Genomic DNA, 18282 nt, shown 5'->3' with positions numbered 1-18282 from the left:
CAGATTGATAAATCCGTATATTTGGGAAGCAAAACCAAAACCATGAAATTTTCATTACCGTTTCTTTTATTGTTTGCCTCTACAGCTATTTTTTCGCAAAATCTTTCCCAATCGGTGAATCCGTTTATAGGTACTGGCGGTCACGGGCATACATTTCCCGGTGCGACACTACCGTTCGGGATGGTTCAGCTTTCGCCAGACACCAGGATAGACGGCAGTTGGGATGGCTGTTCAGGTTATCATTATTCCGATTCAGTGATTTATGGATTTTCCCATAGCCACCTCAATGGTACCGGTGTTTCAGATTTCGGCGACATTATGCTGATGCCGACTATGGGAGAACCATTGTTAAACAACAAGGAATACGCATCTGTTTTTTCACATGATAATGAAAAAGCCTCAGCAGGATTTTACTCCGTAAAACTCGATAAATACAATATCGACGTAGCCCTAACCGCCACAACACGTGTCGGGCTGCATCAATATACATTCCATAAATCCGGACAGGCCAATATCATTCTGGACCTGAACCACCGCGATAAATTGCTGATGGGCGAAGTGCGCATCATTGACAATAAAACGATTGAAGTACTGCGTCGCAGTGAAGCCTGGGCGCGTGACCAATATGTATATGCCCGCATCGAATTCAGCAAACCCATGAAAGTCACTAAAGTGAACAACAATGCTTTTGCACCTGCCAAAACCACCGACACCTTCTTTGCCGGAAGCATTTTAGCATTGGGATTTTCATCAGAAGTAAAACAAGGGGAGAAAATTTCGGTAAAAGTGGCCCTCTCTCCTACAGGTTATCAAGGCGCTAGACAAAATATGTCTGAACTCAAAGGCTGGGATTTCGCAAAAACAAAAAAAGCCGCCGAAGCCGCATGGAACAAGGAATTATCAAAAATCGAAATCACGACCCCGGACAACGATAAAAAAACCGTTTTTTATACTGCACTGTATCATACGATGATGCAGCCGAATATCGCACAGGATATTGATGGCAAATACCGCGGCCGTGACAACCAAATCCACGTGGCGGAAGGATTTGATTATTACTCGGTATTCTCGCTTTGGGACACGTTTCGCGCGGCGCATCCGTTATACACATTAATAGAAAAGAAACGCACCGCCGATTTCATCAATACGTTTATCAAACAATATGAGCAGGGCGGAAGGTTGCCGGTTTGGGAACTTGCCTCGAATGAGACGGATTGCATGATTGGTTACCATTCCGTTTCCGTGATGGCCGATGCGATGGCCAAAGGCATCAAGGGATTTGATTATGAAAAAGCATTTGAAGCCGCTAAACACAGTGCGATGCAGGACATTTACGGATTGGATGCTTATAAAAAGAACAGTTTCATTTCCATAGATGATGAGCATGAAAGCGTTTCCAAAACCCTGGAATACGCTTATGACGACTGGTGCATCGCACAAATGGCACAGCTTTTGCACAAAAAAGACGATTACCAATACTTCATGGTACGCTCCCAGAGTTGGAAAAATATTTTTGATACGGAAACATTGTCGATGCGCCCAAAACAAAACGGTGGCTGGAAAACACCTTTTGACCAAAGGGAAATCGACAACAATTTCACCGAAGGCAATTCCTGGCATTATTCCTTTTTCGTGCCACAGGACATTCCCGGCATGATCGATGCCTATGGCGGAAACGAAAAATTTGAAATGAAACTGGACCAGATGTTTAATGACGGTTCCCAGACAACGGGCCGCGAGCAGGCAGATGTCACTGGTTTAATCGGGCAATATGCACAGGGCAATGAGCCTTCACACCATATGGCATACCTGTATAATTTCATTGGAAAACCTGAGAAAACGAACGAAAAGATTCGCTACATCCTTGACAATTTCTACAAAAATGCTCCAGATGGACTCATTGGCAATGAAGATTGCGGACAAATGAGTGCTTGGTATGTATTGAGTTCCATAGGGCTTTATGCTGTCACTCCCGGAAAAGCGGAATGGACCACTACCAAACCTTATTTCGATGCAAAAATCCATTTTGAAGATGGGATTTCAAAAGCATTGGCGAAGGAAAAAAACCTGAAATATTTTGGCATTACTCCGGTACAGTCTGAAAGTGTGGATATGGATTATGAAAAAATCCTTCAGGTTCCTGTAATCAACGCGAAAAGTAAAGCGTTCCATGACAAAATGACCCTCAGCCTGACTGCGGACGATCCAGAAGCGGGTATTTATTATGCACTAGCGCTACCGGGGAATAATGGAGAAATGGTTTCGGTTTTTGAAAAATACGATACGCCTTTCGAAATTGACCGTTCTTCAAAAATATTTTTTAATGCCCGAAAAGGCAATCAGAAAAGCCATGTGGTTACCGCAAATTTCTTCAAAAAGCCAAACAACTACACCATTGATATCAAATCAAAATACAATCGCCAGTATTCCGCAGGTGGTCCTGAAGGGATTATTGACGGCATTTACGGCTCTGAAAACTGGCGCAAAGGCGATTGGCAGGGCTACCAGTCACAGGATTTTGAAGCGATTGTGGATCTGCAAAAAGAACAGAAAATTTCGGAAGTTTCAGCTGATTTCCTCCAGGATTCCCGTGCGTGGATCCTGATGCCGGTGAAAGTGGAGTTTTACACTTCCGTAGATAACGTCAGTTTTACATTGGTGAAAACCATCGAAAACAATTTAGACCCCAAAATCACTGATACAAAAATCATCGACTTCAAATCTGCCGTAAGCCCGGTAAATGCCCGTTATATAAAAGTAAAAGCCTACAATTACGGCCCACTTCCGGAATGGCACCAGGGTTATGGCGGCGATGCGTTTATTTTTATTGATGAGATTTCAATTAGATAATTCGGTAATCAGAAAATGAGATCATGATGAAAACTGCGCTGATTCAAACCACATTGATTTGGGAAAATGCCGAAGCCAACCGGCAGCATTTTGCTGAAAAAATAAATTCCATTACTGAAAATGTCGATCTGATTGTGCTTCCGGAAATGTTCTCGACCGGATTTTCCATGCAGCCAAAACCCATTGCTGAAACGATGGCCGGAGAAACCGCGCTGTGGATGAAATCTTTGGCAGAAACCAAAAATGCCGCAATAACCGGAAGTATCGTTATTAGTGAAAACGGTCACTTTTACAACCGCCTGCTTTTTGTATTGCCTTCTGGCGAAATACATCATTATGACAAAAGGCATTTATTTTCGCTTGCGGGCGAACATGAAACTTATTCCAAAGGACAGCAGCGCCTGGTGGTGGATTTCAGGGGTTTTAAAATCTGCCCGCTCATTTGTTATGATTTGCGTTTCCCTGTTTTTTCAAGGAATACAGAGCATTTCGATGTGTTATTATATGTTGCCAATTGGCCAAAACCCAGAATAACGGCATGGGATGCGCTTTTAAAAGCCCGCGCGATTGAAAATATGTGCTATGTGATTGGCGTGAACCGCGTCGGTGAGGATGTCAACGCGCACCAATACACGGGCCATTCGCAGGTACTCGATTTTCTTGGGAATGTGTTGACGGAAATCGCCGAAAAAGAAACGGTCCTGATTGCGGATTTGCAAAAAGGACCGTTGCTGGAAACGCGCTCTAAATTGTCTTTCCTCGAAGACCGCGACAATTTTGAGGTTTTATTTTAATGGTCTGATAAGGTCAGTATGTTTTTCATTGAAACCGGAAGTTCCTCCCCATCCGTTTTTACAATGCCTTTAATGTCCTGGATAATTTTCGATGCTGAAACCCATCCTGTTTTTTTATTCAGTTTAAGATCCGAAGTCATGGTGCCGTTGACGTTTGTCATTTGAACTTCCTGTGTGTCTTTGCCTGCTCCCGGAGTAATTTTTGCAGTCCCCTTCAGGATATAATAATCAGGCGTGATGTCCGTCAATTCATAAACAGTCTCGATATTAGCGTCGGTACCGGCTTCCAAAACCGTATTAATGGTCCACTTTTCGCCTTTTGAAACCGGTTTTGAAGGATAAATAGCAAAAGAGGTATCCATATTCTTAGTGATGGATTCTTTTCCGTAAGATTGTTCCAGTTGTGCCATAATCTGTCCTTTTTGCGCGGTATCGAGCGTACTGAGCTCGTTTATGGCTGCGGTAAAAACCGTTTCTGTTCCGCTTACTTCCGTAATTTTACCGGCTGTAGTGATTTTCATTATAAAGGGCTTGTCGATTATCGCTCCCAATACCGTTGAAAAAACGTCTTTTTCATCTTTTTTATCCGAATCAAAACTCATGTTTCCCTGTGGCATGGACATTGACAGCGTCATTTTCCTGTAGCGTGCTTCCAAAGTAAAAACGGCATTTTCGAAAGCCGTGACCTTATAAGACAACTGCATGTCTGCCTTCATATTCATGGTCATGTTTTGTCCCTCAAAACTTTGCTCGATTACGGCATCCACGTTCATATTCTGGTAATAGGTTTCCCCTTTCGCCAAATTCAGTTTCAGTGCTGTTTTTTGTGCAGACATCGAGCAGATGCCAATGAACAATACGACGATGCTTAGTGCTTTTTTCATATTCTGGTGTTTGATTTTAAATATTTATCCCCCAAGGTCTACATCCTCGGTCACATCCCAATTGGATCTTACTTCGAGCAGTGTTCCGAAATAAATCACTTCCTCAGGCTGTCGCCGCGCTGTAAAACTTCCTGTATCCCATTTACGGTTTTTATTGGTATCGTAAATGACCCGGAGCGTAAACTTATTGGGTTCAAGTCCAATGAATTCCACCGTTGATGCGTTATCAGAATATTCTTCCGCAAAAACTTTGCCTTTTCCGTCCGTAAGCTGTACGATTACAGGAAATTGCTTGACCCGTTTCAGGTTTATCATCAGGTTGCCGTATTCGGACAATTTTTTTGTAGACAATTTATAACTCAAGGTATCATTGGCATGATCATACAAATCGATCAGCGCGCCGGGCAGTAATGTCACGGAATATTTTTGCTCTTCTTCCCTTTTAAAACTGAATTTGAAACGCTGCTCAAACGAATCATATTCGGTTTTGAACGCAATAGGTTTCTTGTTTACGTCGACGATACTGATTTTAGTCGTGTCCGTCTTTACCAAAGGCGTCGAGAGCGTTAAGCTGAATTGCTGCCGGGGATGGAGCGTTCCGGTGTTTGAAGGCGTAATCGAAAGCGAGTCCACTTTCTGGTTCTTGAGCTTTACGACGAAATCCTTTAAAAAGTTGTCCTTTGCCACATTGACCGTTACAGAGTCGGCCTTTATCGGCTTAAACCATACCTGCACGGAATCCTTTCCGGGGAATTGGGTGACTGTGGAAGGAATGATTTCATTGCCGTTTTTTATCGTGGCCCTGATGCCTTTGGGGTTGCCTTCATAACCTAAAAGCATCCTGCCCCCACTAGCTTGTATTGGCTTTATGGCCTTAAATGCCGGCACTTCGCTAAAAAGCTGCAGGTTGTATTTCTGGTCCGACGGCAAGGTAATCGGTTCTGGATAAAACGCAATCTTGTCCTTTTTGGGGTCGAATTTATAATTCGCGATGTTGTCCTTGAGCGCAATCAAAAGGTATTTTCCGGCCTTGATGTTTTCAATCTTAAAACTGGTAAGGCTGTCCAGAGTGTTGGTTACATACCTTGGTTTTTCTTTGTAAATGATCGAATCGTTGTATTTTTCGTCCATTTCATACAGCATCACATTGACGAAATTGTCCGTTTTGGTTTCCAAAGCATCCTTAATGTTGCCTTCAATCTTCAACGAATCGATATAACTGCCGGTGGAAAACACATACCTGAACTGTGGGTATGGATTGCCTTCATTGTTGTCCTGGATGCTCTGCCCGAAATTAAGGCTGTACGTCGTATTGGACTTTAAAGTGTCGGTAATGCGGATGTTGATGAATTTGCTGGCTACTGTCGGCGTGATATCCGGAGCAGAATTCATCGGTGGGGAGACGACGAGTTGCTTATTGACATCCTTCAGCTTCACATATTCATCAAAATACAATTTGATGCTTTTCCCGTTAAAGTTGACGGTGCCGTTTTTTGGCTCACTCCTTTCCAATACCGGAGACAGGGTATCCTTGGGTCCGCCGGTAATCGTTCCCCTTTTGGCACAGCCTATCATGGCCAGAACCAATATGGAGAAAAGGATAAAAATTTTCTTATTCAGCATGCCACATTTTTCTGCCACAAAATAACGATTATATTTAGTGTTGGCGAAATCTTTTAAGAAAAAAACAACCTTATGAATGCGACATCGCCATGGTGACGATACTGAGTTTCGCGCCGGGGATTTTCAGGATGGCCTTGCCACAGGATTCCAGTGTTGCGCCGGTTGTCAGCACATCATCAATCAGCAGGAAATGCTTATTGTGGTGCCTTTCAGAAAAAACGACATCAAATACGTTTTCATTTTGATATACCCGTTGCAGGATATTTTTCTTCGATTGGGTCTCTGAATAGACATTCCGGACCAGTAATGTACTTTCATACGCCACCTCCAGCCTTCCTGAAAGCGCCATTCCGAACGTCGTTACCTGATTGAAACCGCGTTGCCGCAACCTTTTCTTATGCAATGGCACGGGAATGACGGCATCGATTTTTTCATGCAGGCCAATCGTTTTTAAATCTTCTGCATACCATTTCCCGAGCACCGTCCCGATTTCCTGATGCCCACGGTATTTCAGGCTGTGTATCATTTCCTGGACTATCCCTTTTTTATGGAAATACATGAACGCTGAAGCATGTTCCACCGGCAGGCGTCCGTAGAATTTCTTAAATGCTTCGTTTTCAGGGTTGCGGTAAAACTCCGTCAATGGAATGTCATGCCGGCACAGTGTACAAATCACATTTTCATATTGCAGCAATAGGTCCTTACAACCGCAGCAGACTTTTGGAAAAAGCAAATCAATCAGGTTTTTAAACATTGTTTTGGGGATTTTAAATCTAAAATAATACGCCGCCTGGTAACGCAGGTATGGAAAACACACAGTATTTGTTAAAAATCATTGCATTGCTTCTGCACACTTTGCGTTTAGAAAAAAAACTTTTATTAAGAAAAACTGCTATTTTTGCACCACTATGGCAAAACAGGAAGATTTATTTAAGAATGTAGTTTCGCACGCAAAGGAATACGGATTTATTTTCCAGTCCAGCGAAGTCTACGATGGTTTGAGCGCAGTGTACGATTATGCGCAGAATGGTGTCGAATTGAAGAAAAACATCCGTGAATACTGGTGGAAATCGATGGTGCAGATGCATGAGAACATCGTCGGGCTTGATGCCGCGATCCTGATGCACCCAACGACCTGGAAGGCTTCCGGCCATGTCGATGCCTTCAACGACCCGTTGATCGACAACAAGGATTCCAAAAAAAGATATCGCGCCGATGTCCTTATCGAGGATTACGCCGAAAAACTGAACCAGAAAGCCGAAAAGGAAATCGAGAAAGCGGCGGCACGTTTCGGCGAATCTTTTGACCGCGAGCAATATACCACGACGAATCCACGCGTGATGGAATACCTGGCGAAAAACCGCGAAATCCTTGAAAGGATGGGCCGCTCGTTAGGTTCAGGGGATTTGCAGGATGTAAAAGCATTAATCGAAGAACTCGAAATAGCCGATCCAGATACCGGTTCTCGCAACTGGACCGACGTGAAGCAGTTCAACCTCATGTTCGGCACGAAATTGGGCGCTTCCGCAGAAAACGCAATGGACTTATATTTACGCCCGGAGACCGCCCAGGGGATTTTCGTAAATTTCCTGAACGTACAGAAATCGGGCCGCATGAAGATTCCTTTTGGGATTGCGCAGACCGGAAAAGCATTCCGTAACGAAATCGTAGCCAGGCAGTTTATCTTCCGCATGCGTGAATTCGAGCAGATGGAAATGCAGTTTTTCGTAAAGCCGGGAACTGAAATGGAATGGTATGAATATTGGAAAACGACGCGTTTAAGCTGGCATTTGTCGCTTGGTTTGGGCAAACAGCATTACCGTTTCCACGATCACGAAAAATTGGCACACTATGCCAACGCTGCTGCAGATATCGAGTTCAATTTCCCGTTCGGGTTTAAGGAACTGGAAGGGATCCATTCCAGGACCGACTTCGATCTGAAAGCGCACGAACAATATTCAGGCAAGAAATTACAGTATTTCGATACTGAAGAGAATAAGAACTACACGCCTTATGTAGTGGAAACTTCTGTTGGTTTAGACAGGATGTTTTTGGCGGTTTTCTCCAATTCCCTTAAAGAAGAAACTTTAGAAGACGGTTCAGTACGTACTGTATTGCAATTGCCGTCTGTTTTGGCACCAACAAAAGCAGCCGTTTTGCCTTTGGTTAAAAAAGACGGTTTGCCGGAAATTGCCCGCAGCATCATCGAAGACCTGAAATGGGATTTCAATATGGCATATGATGAAAAGGATGCGGTGGGCCGCCGTTACCGCAGGCAGGATGCTTTAGGCACGCCGTTTTGCATTACCGTCGACCACCAGACCCTGGAAGACAAAACCGTGACGATCCGCCACCGCGACAGCATGAAGCAGGACCGCGTCGATATTTCAGCATTAAGAGGTATTATTGAAAACGAAGTGTCAATGAAAAACTGGCTTTTGAAAATGTAATCTGATACGACCAAATAAAAAAACCCGATCTCACAATCGGGTTTTTCGTTTTTATTAATTACAAACTATTGCTTCACGATGAGGAATTCGCTTCGGCGGTTTTGTGCATGCTGCTCTTCGGTGCAATTTTCCTTACAATCCACTTTTGGTTCGCTTTCGCCATAACCCTTACCTGAAATGCGTTCTTTCTTCACGCCTTTTGACAGGATGTATTGTACAGTCGATTTAGCCCTTCTGTCAGACAGTGCCATGTTATACTGGTCAGATCCACGGTTGTCCGTGTGAGATTTCACTAAAATCACCATCTCCGGATACTTGTTCATCGCCTGTACGAGTTTGTCAAGTTCATAAGCACCTTCTTTGGTGATATTGCTTTTGTTGTATTCGAAATATATATCGTTAAGTACGACAACTTCTTTCTCGATGATTTTTTCGATCGGCTGCAATGCGGCCTCTACAGTAACTTTTCCACCCTTGCTTTTGGCAACAGGGAAAACCGCACTTTCATAACCGTCTTTGGTCACCTGTATATTAAATTCCTTATCACAATCGACTGTGTAGGCCACTTCGCCATTGGCACCTGAATCTTTGGTTTCGATGATGTTCTTTTTTGCATCCAGGATAGAGACGCGGGCACCTTCGAGTGTATTTCCAGTCAACGCATCTTTAACGGTGGTAATCACATCTACGGTACAAATCGGGTTGGCGATGTACAGGTTGTCATTGCCATCGCGGTTACTGGAAAAGAAACCGATATTTTTTGCGGTATTGAAACTGAATGCGAAATCGTCTTTAGGGGAATTGATCGGAAGTCCGACATTTTTTGCCTCTGTCTCGCCTTGCTTCAGCATGAACACATCGAGCCCGCCGAAGCCTTTGCGTCCGTCTGAAGAAAAGAAAAGCGTGTTGTCATCGGTGATGGACGGAAAACTTTCATTGCCTTCGGTGTTTACATTTTTACCGAGATTTTCAGGCGTACCGAAACTGCCATCAGCAGCAACTGAAACTTTCCAGATATCTATCCCGCCCTGGCCTCCAGGCATGTTCGAAGAGAAATATAAGGTTTTCCCATCTTTACTCAGGCTCGGATTGCTTACCGAATGAGTTTTATCATTGAAGGAAACTTCCTTGATATTCCCCCATTTGTCACCATCCTTAGTCGCTTTGAAAATATAGACCTGCCCCTGCCTTAGTTTATTCTTCTTGTCTTTAACAAATTCCTTTTCCTTAAAACTCTCGCTGGCAAAATACATGGTATTTCCATCAGCGCTGATGGTAGCGGGGCCGTCATGCCACCTGCTGTTGATTTCGCTTACAGGCTGCGGCTCACCGAAAGTGCCGTCCGCAGACATCACCGAACTGTAAAGGTCCAGGAAAGGCTCTTCATTCCAGCCGTATTTTTTCTTGCCTTTGTTCCTCGCGGAAGTGAAATACAAATGATTGTCTGCTGTCAATACGGCGCCAAAATCAGATTTTTCGCTGTTGATGGCCATCGTTTTCAAATCATATAGTTTTTGCTGGCTGCGCAGTTTAGGCAAATAATTGGGGTCTTTCTTAAATTCAATAGCGCGTTGATCGCCTGGTGCCTTAGCTGCGAAAGTGGCCATTTGCTTGTTGGCTTCTTCGTATCTGCCGTCGGCTTTCAGCATTTGCGCATATTTGTAATACACTTCGGCATCCTGTGGCGTTTCAATCACTTTGGCATACCAGCGGGCAGCTTCTTTATAATTGAATACGTTGTAATAGCTTTCTGCCAATTGACTGTATACATAAGGATCCCCTTTGCCGTCTTCAACAAGTTTGTTATATGCTTCTGCAGCATCGACGTATTCGAGGCTTATGTATAATTTGTCTGCAGCTTCCGTATTTTTATTCTGCGCCTGGATGGCGCAGGTGAATACTAAAATCAATATTGTATATAATTTTTTCATTATCGGAGTGGCTATTAGGTTAGAAATATCTTGGTGAACGTGATACCTTTTTCGGGAAATTCAAGTCGAAAAGCAGGATGATCTCGTGTGAGGAGGTCGTCACCGTCTTCAGATCTGAAATGATGTGGTCATAGGCATAACCAATCCTCAGGTTCGGCGTGATGGCATAGTTCACCATACCTCCGAAGCTGTCGTCCACACGGTACGTGGCACCGATCTCGAACTTCTCGATGAACAATGCGTTAAGCGATAAGTCCAGCGAACTCGGAGAGTTGAAAGCCGATTTCAGCATCGCGAATGGCTTCAGCTTCAAATCAGGATTGATCTGGAATACGTAACCTCCCGTAAGGAAGTAATGCTGCGTCTCGGTACCGTATTTGATCCCGTTGTAGTCCAGGTGGTTCGCCTTAAGCATGTTCGGGACCGAAAAGGCTACGTAGTAACGGTCTGTGTAGTAAAAGAATCCGGCACCGACATTCAGGTAGACGTTGTTGGTGTCTTCGCGGAAAGCGTCGTCGTCAAGGTCCGGAAGGCTCGGTGCGATCTCGCTGTTGAGCCCGATCCTCTGGAACGTGGCCCCTGCCTTAAGACCTAAGGCCAGGCGGTGTTCCCCGCCAAGGTTCAGCGTGTAGGAAAAATCACCATAGGCGTTCTGCTCCTTCACCGGACCGATCTCATCGGAGATCAGCGAGAGGCCCACGCCCACATTCTTGCCCACAGGCGTAGATCCTGAAAACGAAAACGTCGATGGTGCGCCGTCAACATTGACCCATTGCTTGCGGTATAAAAGTCCGAAGGAAAGGTTCTCCTTCGAGCCCGCATAAGCAGGGTTCATGACGTTCATGTTATACATATACTGCGTGTAGTGGGGATCCTGCTGCGCACTTGCGTCAATCAGGGCAAGCAGGAATAATAAGGCGGCTAATTGTATTTTCTTCATCTCTTTGATTGTTATTTCATTTGGTTATGAAAGCTGCCCCGAGGGGCAGCATATCCTTTTTTCCTGTTCTTGATTATCTGTTGATGTAAACCCATCCGGTCCTCTGCTCGCCGTCGGCCTTGTCTATCACATAGAAATACGTGCCGTCAGGAAGCTCTTCGCCTTTGTTCGATTGGCCAACCCATTGGTCGGTGTAGTCCGTATACTCATAAACTACCGTACCGTAGCGGTTGAAGATACTCAGGTGCTTCACGTTCAGTGCCGTCAGGTCGAACGAATCGTTCTTCGTGTCGTTGTTCGGGGAGATTCCTTTTTGTATCATACAGGAAATGTCAGAAATCGTAACCGAATCTTCCGAGCTGCAGCCCCCTTCACTTACAATAACATAATAAGTGGTCGGTGCAGTGGTCGCAATGATCGATCCCGGAACAGGGCCCTGGCTGAACGTTCCGCCGCGCCAGTCGAAAGTGGCCGACTGCGGGTTAAAGGATCCGTTTACAGGAAGCGCCGTAATGACGAAATCGTTGCCATTACATTCCGCGGTGAATTCAATACTGATGGAAGAATCATTCACGGTGACCGGTACAAAAAATGATTTTTCACATCCAAAAACTTTGACAACCAATTCATATTCGACATTTCCGGTAACCTGTGCGTCATAGGTAAGTCCGGTACCAACGGTTTCGCCGTTGAGCTTCCAGGTATATTCCGCAGAAGGTTCATTGATATCGAAATCCAATGCATCAAAGGCAAGTGTCACAAACTGGTTGATGCAAGCACTGTATGGCCCGCCGAACGTTACATGATAGTCGGCCTGTGTGGTCTGGGTTACCGTAAACGTTTTCGGCTCACTGGTACATCCCTGGATGTCGGCGACGATTTCATAAGTCCCGGCTTCTTGTCCGGAAATGGTAAATACGTTGCTGAAAACAGAAACAGGAGTTCCATTCGGCAATAATCTGTAAGTATACTTCACCGGCACATTGTCCGGATTGCCTGTAATAGTAACAACCAGGTCTCCGGATCCCTGAGGGCAAAGTAATGCCGGTCCGGTAACACTGATATCCCAGTCGAAAGTGCCCTGAGTAAGTTCTAGATGTTCCGTATTGTCACATCCGGCACCAATTCCGTTAGCCGCATATGTTACCGTTACAGAATAGTCACCGTAATTGATTGGGCTGTCCGGCGCTGTTCCGGTAAGGGTAAGCGTCGGGCCATTCTCATTCGGAATTAAGTTGCCAAGATAGAACCACTTATACGAAATGGAGGCATCGCCTATTGTGAAATTAACCGGCACAACACTAAGTGTTGTCGTCCCAAAAGGGCACACGGCCGGATTATCCGCTGTCAATGTAAACTGCGGCCTCAAATCCTGCACCACTAATGTAAATGATACGAACTGGTGGCAGGTGGTGGTGAGCTTATTGACCCTTACATAGATTGTCTGGTTGTTTGAGCCCGTGAAATTTGTCAGATCCGTGATTTCATTTGTGCTGCCTTCCGCATCTTCTTGTGAAAGATAATAGTGAATGTCATGTGTTCCCGGGGCGAATGGTGCCATGATGGTATTCTGATTTGCCGTAAGGTCGAAAGAAGCGGTGCCATTGGCATCACAATTCAATAAATTCGCAGGCTGCCCTGCAACAGCATCCTGGAAATACTGTACCGTTACAGAATCTGAAGTGACACAGGTGGTATTCTCATAAGTCGCCTGTACCGTATATACCCCTTCTTGCTGAACAACAAGATTTTCACCATTTTCATTCGGGATAATTTCGCCGTCTTTAAGCCATACGAAATCATATTCATCCGGATTGAGGCTTGAGGCAATCGTTACATTGTCGCCTATACAGATGGCGCTTCCATCCGCTTCAAGGAAATCGCTTCCAAGTTCTACATTTCCGATGTCAAGACTTCCTCCTTTAAGGAAAACGACAGAATCATAATTGCTGTCAAGTCTGTCGCCAATAACGAGTTTGATATGGTAAAGCGTGCCGGGAGTAACCTGGGCGTGTGCAGTAAGATCCACTGTAATACCATCGTAATTGATGGGAGCACCGATGGGATTGACGCCGTTGTCGCCATAATACGTTTCAAATTGCTGCTCGTGAACAGAGCCGCAATTGTCGTTATAAAGGCCGTTGCGCACATTAGTGACGGATACTTCCGTGCCGTCAGGCAATACGGCAATATTCGTTGTCGTATTCGTTGTGGTATCTGTCAGCAGGAACGCAAAGGCATCTGAATAGGCGCATTGGAAGTCACCATATTCCTCTGATGCAAATTTATAGTGGAAGTTCAGCTCGTCACCATACGGAATGAAATCAAACTCAAGTTTCGTGGCATTCTGCGATTGCGTATCCATGTTGGTTGCCGTTTCAAGTTCAGCATCGCCGGGCCAGCCGAAACCGCCATCACTTAATAAAGAATCGTTAGGTCCCGGAACATTCAGTGCGTTTCCTGTGCTCAGGATAATTCCGTAATCGTATTCGAATTCGGAAAGCGCTTTATTAAAGTAACCGATTCCGTTCGTAGAGCCAAAGTTCGTTCCTGTCGACCAGGTAACGTTGCTTACCAGAGCACAATCCGATCCAAGGAATACATCCTGTACCAATTGTGGAACGGTATATTGGTTCGTATTGGTAGTGATTGGCGGAAGGATACGACCGATACAAAGATCGAAAGTAACATCCTGTAGCGTGGCCTCATTCGTCCACACACGGATTTTATACTTATCGCCAATTACAAGGTTGTTTACGATGCTTTCATTCGGATCACTGCAATACATGAACGTCATGGCCCCGCATTGGTCACCATGATATAAGGCATGACTAAGGTTTTCTGTGGTCCCGACAATGTTTGACAAGGTGATGATCTGTTTCGTGCTTGTGGCTGTAAATTCAAACCAGATGTCATCATCTTCAGTTCCAGCACAGGTACTTGTCTGCGGAGATGGTGTCGCGCCTGTAATAGAAGCCGGTGTTGATACCAGGCATTCGATACCCGTGTTTACCACTGCGGTTGTTGCTGTAGCACATTCGTCATTGAGCACCGGCGGCGGTGTAGTAATGCATAATTTGAATGATGCAGATGGTCCTACATTCCCCGTGCTGGTGTAGACCCTGATTTTGTACCAGTTTCCGATGACGAGATTTGTAGCGATGCTTATGTTTGGATTGCTGCAGTACATTTGTGTCAATGCGGCGCAATCGTTGCCTGAATACAAAGTGTGATTGATATCGGCCGCAGCTGGTACAGAGGCTACAATATCGCTGATGGTAATAATATGGACGGTGGAAGTGGCCTGGAAGCTGAACCAGATATCATCATCGGTATTTCCAGGACAAACCGGTGCAGTATTCGGAAGTGAGCGTGTCGCGCCCAATGTGTTTCCAGTGACTGATAACACACAATCCCTTGTCGTATTTACCGGAACGATTGTTGCAAATTCACACTCATCATTAACCGGTTTGGTAGTAAAGGTTTTAGGATTCAGTATCGTCCATGTACTGACATCAGTGTCCGAACAAATGGCGCGGACATAATAAATGTAAGTGGTTCCCGGCTGTAATCCTGTAAGCACATACGGACTATTAGCATTGGCAATATGATACGCTCCGGTTCCTGTTACAGGGGATCCGTTTACAGGCGGAGTAGCGCCGGTTACGGGAACGGCATAGACTTCCCACTGGGTAGCGCTTCCGCTTTCAGTCCACGTCAGCTCCACTGAGTTTTGTGTGGTTTGGGTGACGTTTACATCCAAAGCTGTTGGTTTCGGACAGGTCGGAGGGACGCAATTCCCCAAAACGTTATCGGCATAAAGCACCGTAAGGGGCGCACCCTCTCCAGGCAATTTAGTATAAACGATATCGGTAAAAGGATTTTGGACAGAAACACCTACCTGTGCAGGCTGTGTTCCCGCAACACTCCAATATAAATCGAAGGGAACGTTATTACAAAGTGGAACGGTGACCGTTACAGGCCCACCGCCTCCGGAAATCGTCTGACCGATGGTTTGTATGATGATGCCATTTTGCCTTACCTGCATTCTGGCACCATTCCAGCCGTTGTTGCCTGAGTCGGTCATGATAAACTTGTAATCACATTTATCAACCGGATCACAGGTCACCGTGTTGAAAATAAATGGGCCAGACCAGGTACTCTTATCGTTACCCGGGCAAATCGTCCTGATATAATAGTAATAAATCGTTGCCGCGCTTAAGGTATTGATCTCATGCAACTGCGAGTTGGTGGTCTGGAAAAAGAAACCTCCCGCAGGGACTGTAGGGTCAGCCGGTGATGGAGCCGGAGCTGGCGGTGCAGTTGGGCCAGGCAGCAATAATATTTCCCAAAGTGAATCGGTAGGCGTGCCATTCACCCAGGTAAGCTCAGCGCTTGTCATGGTAATGGTTCCGGTTCCCAAATTCGTTGGCTTAGGACAGGTTGGTAAAGTATGGAACGGAAAAGGGCCAGCCCATGCTGAATCGCCCGTAGGACAGTTCACGCGTACATAAAATACATAATCCGTATCCGGAGTCAATGCCGTTAACGCATACGGATTGTCACTGATGTCATTAAATGTAGGAGTTGTAGTTGCGTCCGGCGCAGGGGTTTGCGGCGACACCAGATAAATGTCCCATGAATTCGTAGCCGGCGCCACCCATGATATTTCAGCCGTATTGGTAAAAACGTTATTCGCAGCGAGGCCCGTCGGGGTCAAATCACAACGCGGCGTGGTACAATTTGCAACATCGGTATACACCACCGAATTGACGGTACCGGTACCTGCCGGTTTTGTAAAAATGGTTTGCCCGAACGAGTTGATTACAGATACAATCCTTTGTTGCGGACTGGCTCCCGCTACACTCCAGAAAAGGTCAAAAGGGATCCCGTCACATAGAGGAACACTCACATCCACCGGGCCTATGCCTGAAGTATAACCCGCTCCGATGGTCGCTACAACGATACCATTCTGCCTTACCTGCATCCTTGTCGCTCCCCAACCGGCAGCTGTGGTATTGTTCATCCGGAAAGTATAGTTACAAGCCAGTGAAGGATCACAAATCAGGGTGTTAAACGGATAAGGCCCCGCCCAGGCACTGTAAACTCCTGAACCGGCAGTACATTCTACCCTTACCCAGAATTGGTATTGGGTAGCCGGGTTCAGGCCTGTCTTAATCAACTCAGGGGTGCCTGTTACAATATCCTCACCTGGCCCTGAAGGCACAGCACTTCCCAAAGGTTGCACTGACACCTGCCATGAGGTATAATTGCTTGGATTATCCCATGATAAAGTCGCCTGGGTCAATTGGATGCCGGCTGCATTTAAATTTGCAGGTTTGGGTGTACAATCTTCTTTTTGTATCAAAAGATTGTATGCAATGGTTTGTGTGGCTCCTCCCGAAGAAATAACTATGTAATACGTCTGTCCGGCAGTTACGCTGAGGGTAAAATTCCTGACATTTAAATTGGAACTGGCCGCTCCTGCGAGGCAATTCACCCCTATGCTCGAGCAATTCTGGTATACAAAGACGGAGGAATTGGTCGACGAAGCGCCAATCGGTGTCATTGTCACGCTGATAGGGCCAGTGGCATCGGCAGTATAACTATAAAACACCTCATTGCCCTGAAGGTAATTTGTCCCGACAGGAAGCGCTCCGCAGGAAGCTCCCTGAGGGGTATCAATGTCATCACCGAAAGGTGCGGTATTTCCATTAACAACCTGGAAAGGCAGTCCGCTGATGACTAGAGGATCCGCACAAACCGATCCCAATGGCAGTAAAGTACCAATAACCGGTCCGACCCAGTTACTATAAGATATATCCGTTCCAGTGCCACAGGCCCTTCTCAGATAAAACTTATAGGTAAGACCAGGCTGTAAACCACCATAAAAATAAGTGGCCGGATTGGTCGCAGACACCGTTATAGGTGTGCCGACACCAGTAAATTCATCCACAGCCGGAATGGCAGCAACTTCAAAATTTGTAGACAATTGCGCATTCGTCCACGATAAGGTAACGCTCGTCGAGGCGATTGATGTGGGGATAATCTCAAAACCCGTAGGATCCGCACATTTTTCTATAATATTCACATCATCAATAAGCCAGCGGTCACCGGCCCTGGCTGTGCCAAGTTGTGTAAACTTCCTCACAAAAGCCACATATACATTCTGTCCCTGTAACGCTGCAGGAAAATCAACCTTAACCAATTGATAATTCTCCAATGGCTGCGTAGCGTCGATCATATCATCCTCACCCCAGCTTTGCAACACGGTATAAGCTGCCTGGTTGGTCTGGGTAGGGTTCGTAGACACACGTATTTCGTATATCGTTCCCTGGTCAGCTACTGTTGTCAGCCTGGTCCGGAACTGCAATTGCCCGTTTGCGGGAATCATCCTCTGATTCATGATGAGCCAGTCTTCTTCCGTATTACCCATGCCAATCTGCTCGTTGTTCACATAAGCTGCGTTCTCAGTTCCTGTAGGATCATCGTACCCCGGGTAAGGTGAACGTGGAGAAGTTGGTAAAGGCCAATTGGTCGTGTTTAAGATCCATGGCTGTAATGCGCCGACACCGTTGGTGCCGTTCATCACGGCCCATGTCGATGGGATTCCTGCTTCAAAACTTTCCAACTGACTGTATCCCAGCACGGAAAAAAGAAGAAAGGTGAATAATAGTGTAATTTTTTTCATAAAATGAAAAGGTTTAAGGAATTTAAATTGTAGAGGTGTTAACTCAAAATTAACGAAAATTAAATAAAAAAAAGAAAAAACCCGATATTTCACAAAATCCTCAATATAGAAGTCATATG

9 protein-coding genes are annotated in these 18282 nt (G+C 45.4%); 3 read left to right on the top strand and 6 right to left on the bottom strand.

What is annotated here, in order from left to right; genetic code table 11:
• Positions 1–42: 42 nt before the first annotated feature.
• Entirely contained in the window at positions 43–2850 is a 2808-nt protein-coding gene (locus HYN49_RS04240) for a GH92 family glycosyl hydrolase (RefSeq protein WP_108902962.1), read from the top strand.
• Positions 2851–2876: 26 nt separating this feature from the next.
• Positions 2877–3644, top strand: a complete 768-nt coding sequence (locus tag HYN49_RS04235) for an amidohydrolase (protein ID WP_108904947.1) — start codon at positions 2877–2879, stop codon at positions 3642–3644.
• Here HYN49_RS04235 and HYN49_RS04230 read toward each other — a convergent pair.
• From HYN49_RS04230 to HYN49_RS04220, 3 genes are all read right to left on the bottom strand, one after another.
• Positions 3641–4528 (bottom strand): DUF6263 family protein, encoded by an 888-nt coding sequence (locus HYN49_RS04230; RefSeq protein ID WP_108902961.1) that lies wholly within the window; start codon positions 4526–4528, stop codon positions 3641–3643. The two genes, HYN49_RS04235 and HYN49_RS04230, sit on opposite strands and share 4 nt — an antisense overlap.
• 24 nt (positions 4529–4552) lie before the next feature.
• Entirely contained in the window at positions 4553–6151 is a 1599-nt protein-coding gene (locus tag HYN49_RS04225) for an Ig-like domain-containing protein (protein ID WP_108902960.1), read from the bottom strand.
• Positions 6152–6221: 70 nt separating this feature from the next.
• A complete protein-coding gene (locus HYN49_RS04220) occupies positions 6222–6905 on the bottom strand; it encodes a ComF family protein (RefSeq protein WP_108902959.1) in 684 nt (227 codons plus the stop codon).
• Positions 6906–7059: 154 nt separating this feature from the next.
• On the opposite strand from HYN49_RS04220, the gene HYN49_RS04215 reads away from it, so the two are divergent.
• On the top strand, positions 7060–8601 hold the full coding sequence (locus tag HYN49_RS04215; RefSeq protein ID WP_108902958.1) for a glycine--tRNA ligase: 1542 nt from the start codon (positions 7060–7062) through the stop codon (positions 8599–8601).
• 65 nt (positions 8602–8666) lie between these two features.
• Here HYN49_RS04215 and HYN49_RS04210 read toward each other — a convergent pair whose 3' ends face one another.
• The 3 genes from HYN49_RS04210 to HYN49_RS04200 form a co-directional block, all read right to left on the bottom strand.
• Positions 8667–10532 carry an OmpA family protein gene (locus HYN49_RS04210; protein WP_108902957.1) on the bottom strand — a complete coding sequence of 622 codons (1866 nt, stop codon included), beginning with the start codon at positions 10530–10532 and terminating at the stop codon, positions 8667–8669.
• A gap of 19 nt (positions 10533–10551) precedes the next feature.
• Positions 10552–11472: a PorP/SprF family type IX secretion system membrane protein gene (locus HYN49_RS04205; RefSeq protein ID WP_108902956.1), complete on the bottom strand. Its 921-nt coding sequence runs from the start codon at positions 11470–11472 to the stop codon at positions 10552–10554.
• 73 nt (positions 11473–11545) lie between these two features.
• Positions 11546–18163: a choice-of-anchor L domain-containing protein gene (locus HYN49_RS04200; protein WP_108902955.1), complete on the bottom strand. Its 6618-nt coding sequence runs from the start codon at positions 18161–18163 to the stop codon at positions 11546–11548.
• Between the last annotated feature and the right edge of the window lie 119 nt (positions 18164–18282).

The sequence above is a fragment of the Flavobacterium pallidum genome, from assembly GCF_003097535.1.
In the GTDB taxonomy this organism is placed as follows: Bacteria; Bacteroidota; Bacteroidia; order Flavobacteriales; family Flavobacteriaceae; genus Flavobacterium; species Flavobacterium pallidum.
The sequence above is the reverse complement of the archived record's forward strand: the minus strand, read 5'-3'. Positions and strand labels throughout refer to the sequence as shown.

Coding starts and splice junctions, on each gene's coding strand:
- HYN49_RS04240 (WP_108902962.1), top strand. CDS start 43: ATGAAATTTTCATTACCGTTTCTTTTATTGTTTGCCTCTACAGCTATT.
- HYN49_RS04235 (WP_108904947.1), top strand. CDS start 2,877: ATGAAAACTGCGCTGATTCAAACCACATTGATTTGGGAAAATGCCGAA.
- HYN49_RS04230 (WP_108902961.1), bottom strand. CDS start 4,528: ATGAAAAAAGCACTAAGCATCGTCGTATTGTTCATTGGCATCTGCTCG.
- HYN49_RS04225 (WP_108902960.1), bottom strand. CDS start 6,151: ATGCTGAATAAGAAAATTTTTATCCTTTTCTCCATATTGGTTCTGGCC.
- HYN49_RS04220 (WP_108902959.1), bottom strand. CDS start 6,905: ATGTTTAAAAACCTGATTGATTTGCTTTTTCCAAAAGTCTGCTGCGGT.
- HYN49_RS04215 (WP_108902958.1), top strand. CDS start 7,060: ATGGCAAAACAGGAAGATTTATTTAAGAATGTAGTTTCGCACGCAAAG.
- HYN49_RS04210 (WP_108902957.1), bottom strand. CDS start 10,532: ATGAAAAAATTATATACAATATTGATTTTAGTATTCACCTGCGCCATC.
- HYN49_RS04205 (WP_108902956.1), bottom strand. CDS start 11,472: ATGAAGAAAATACAATTAGCCGCCTTATTATTCCTGCTTGCCCTGATT.
- HYN49_RS04200 (WP_108902955.1), bottom strand. CDS start 18,163: ATGAAAAAAATTACACTATTATTCACCTTTCTTCTTTTTTCCGTGCTG.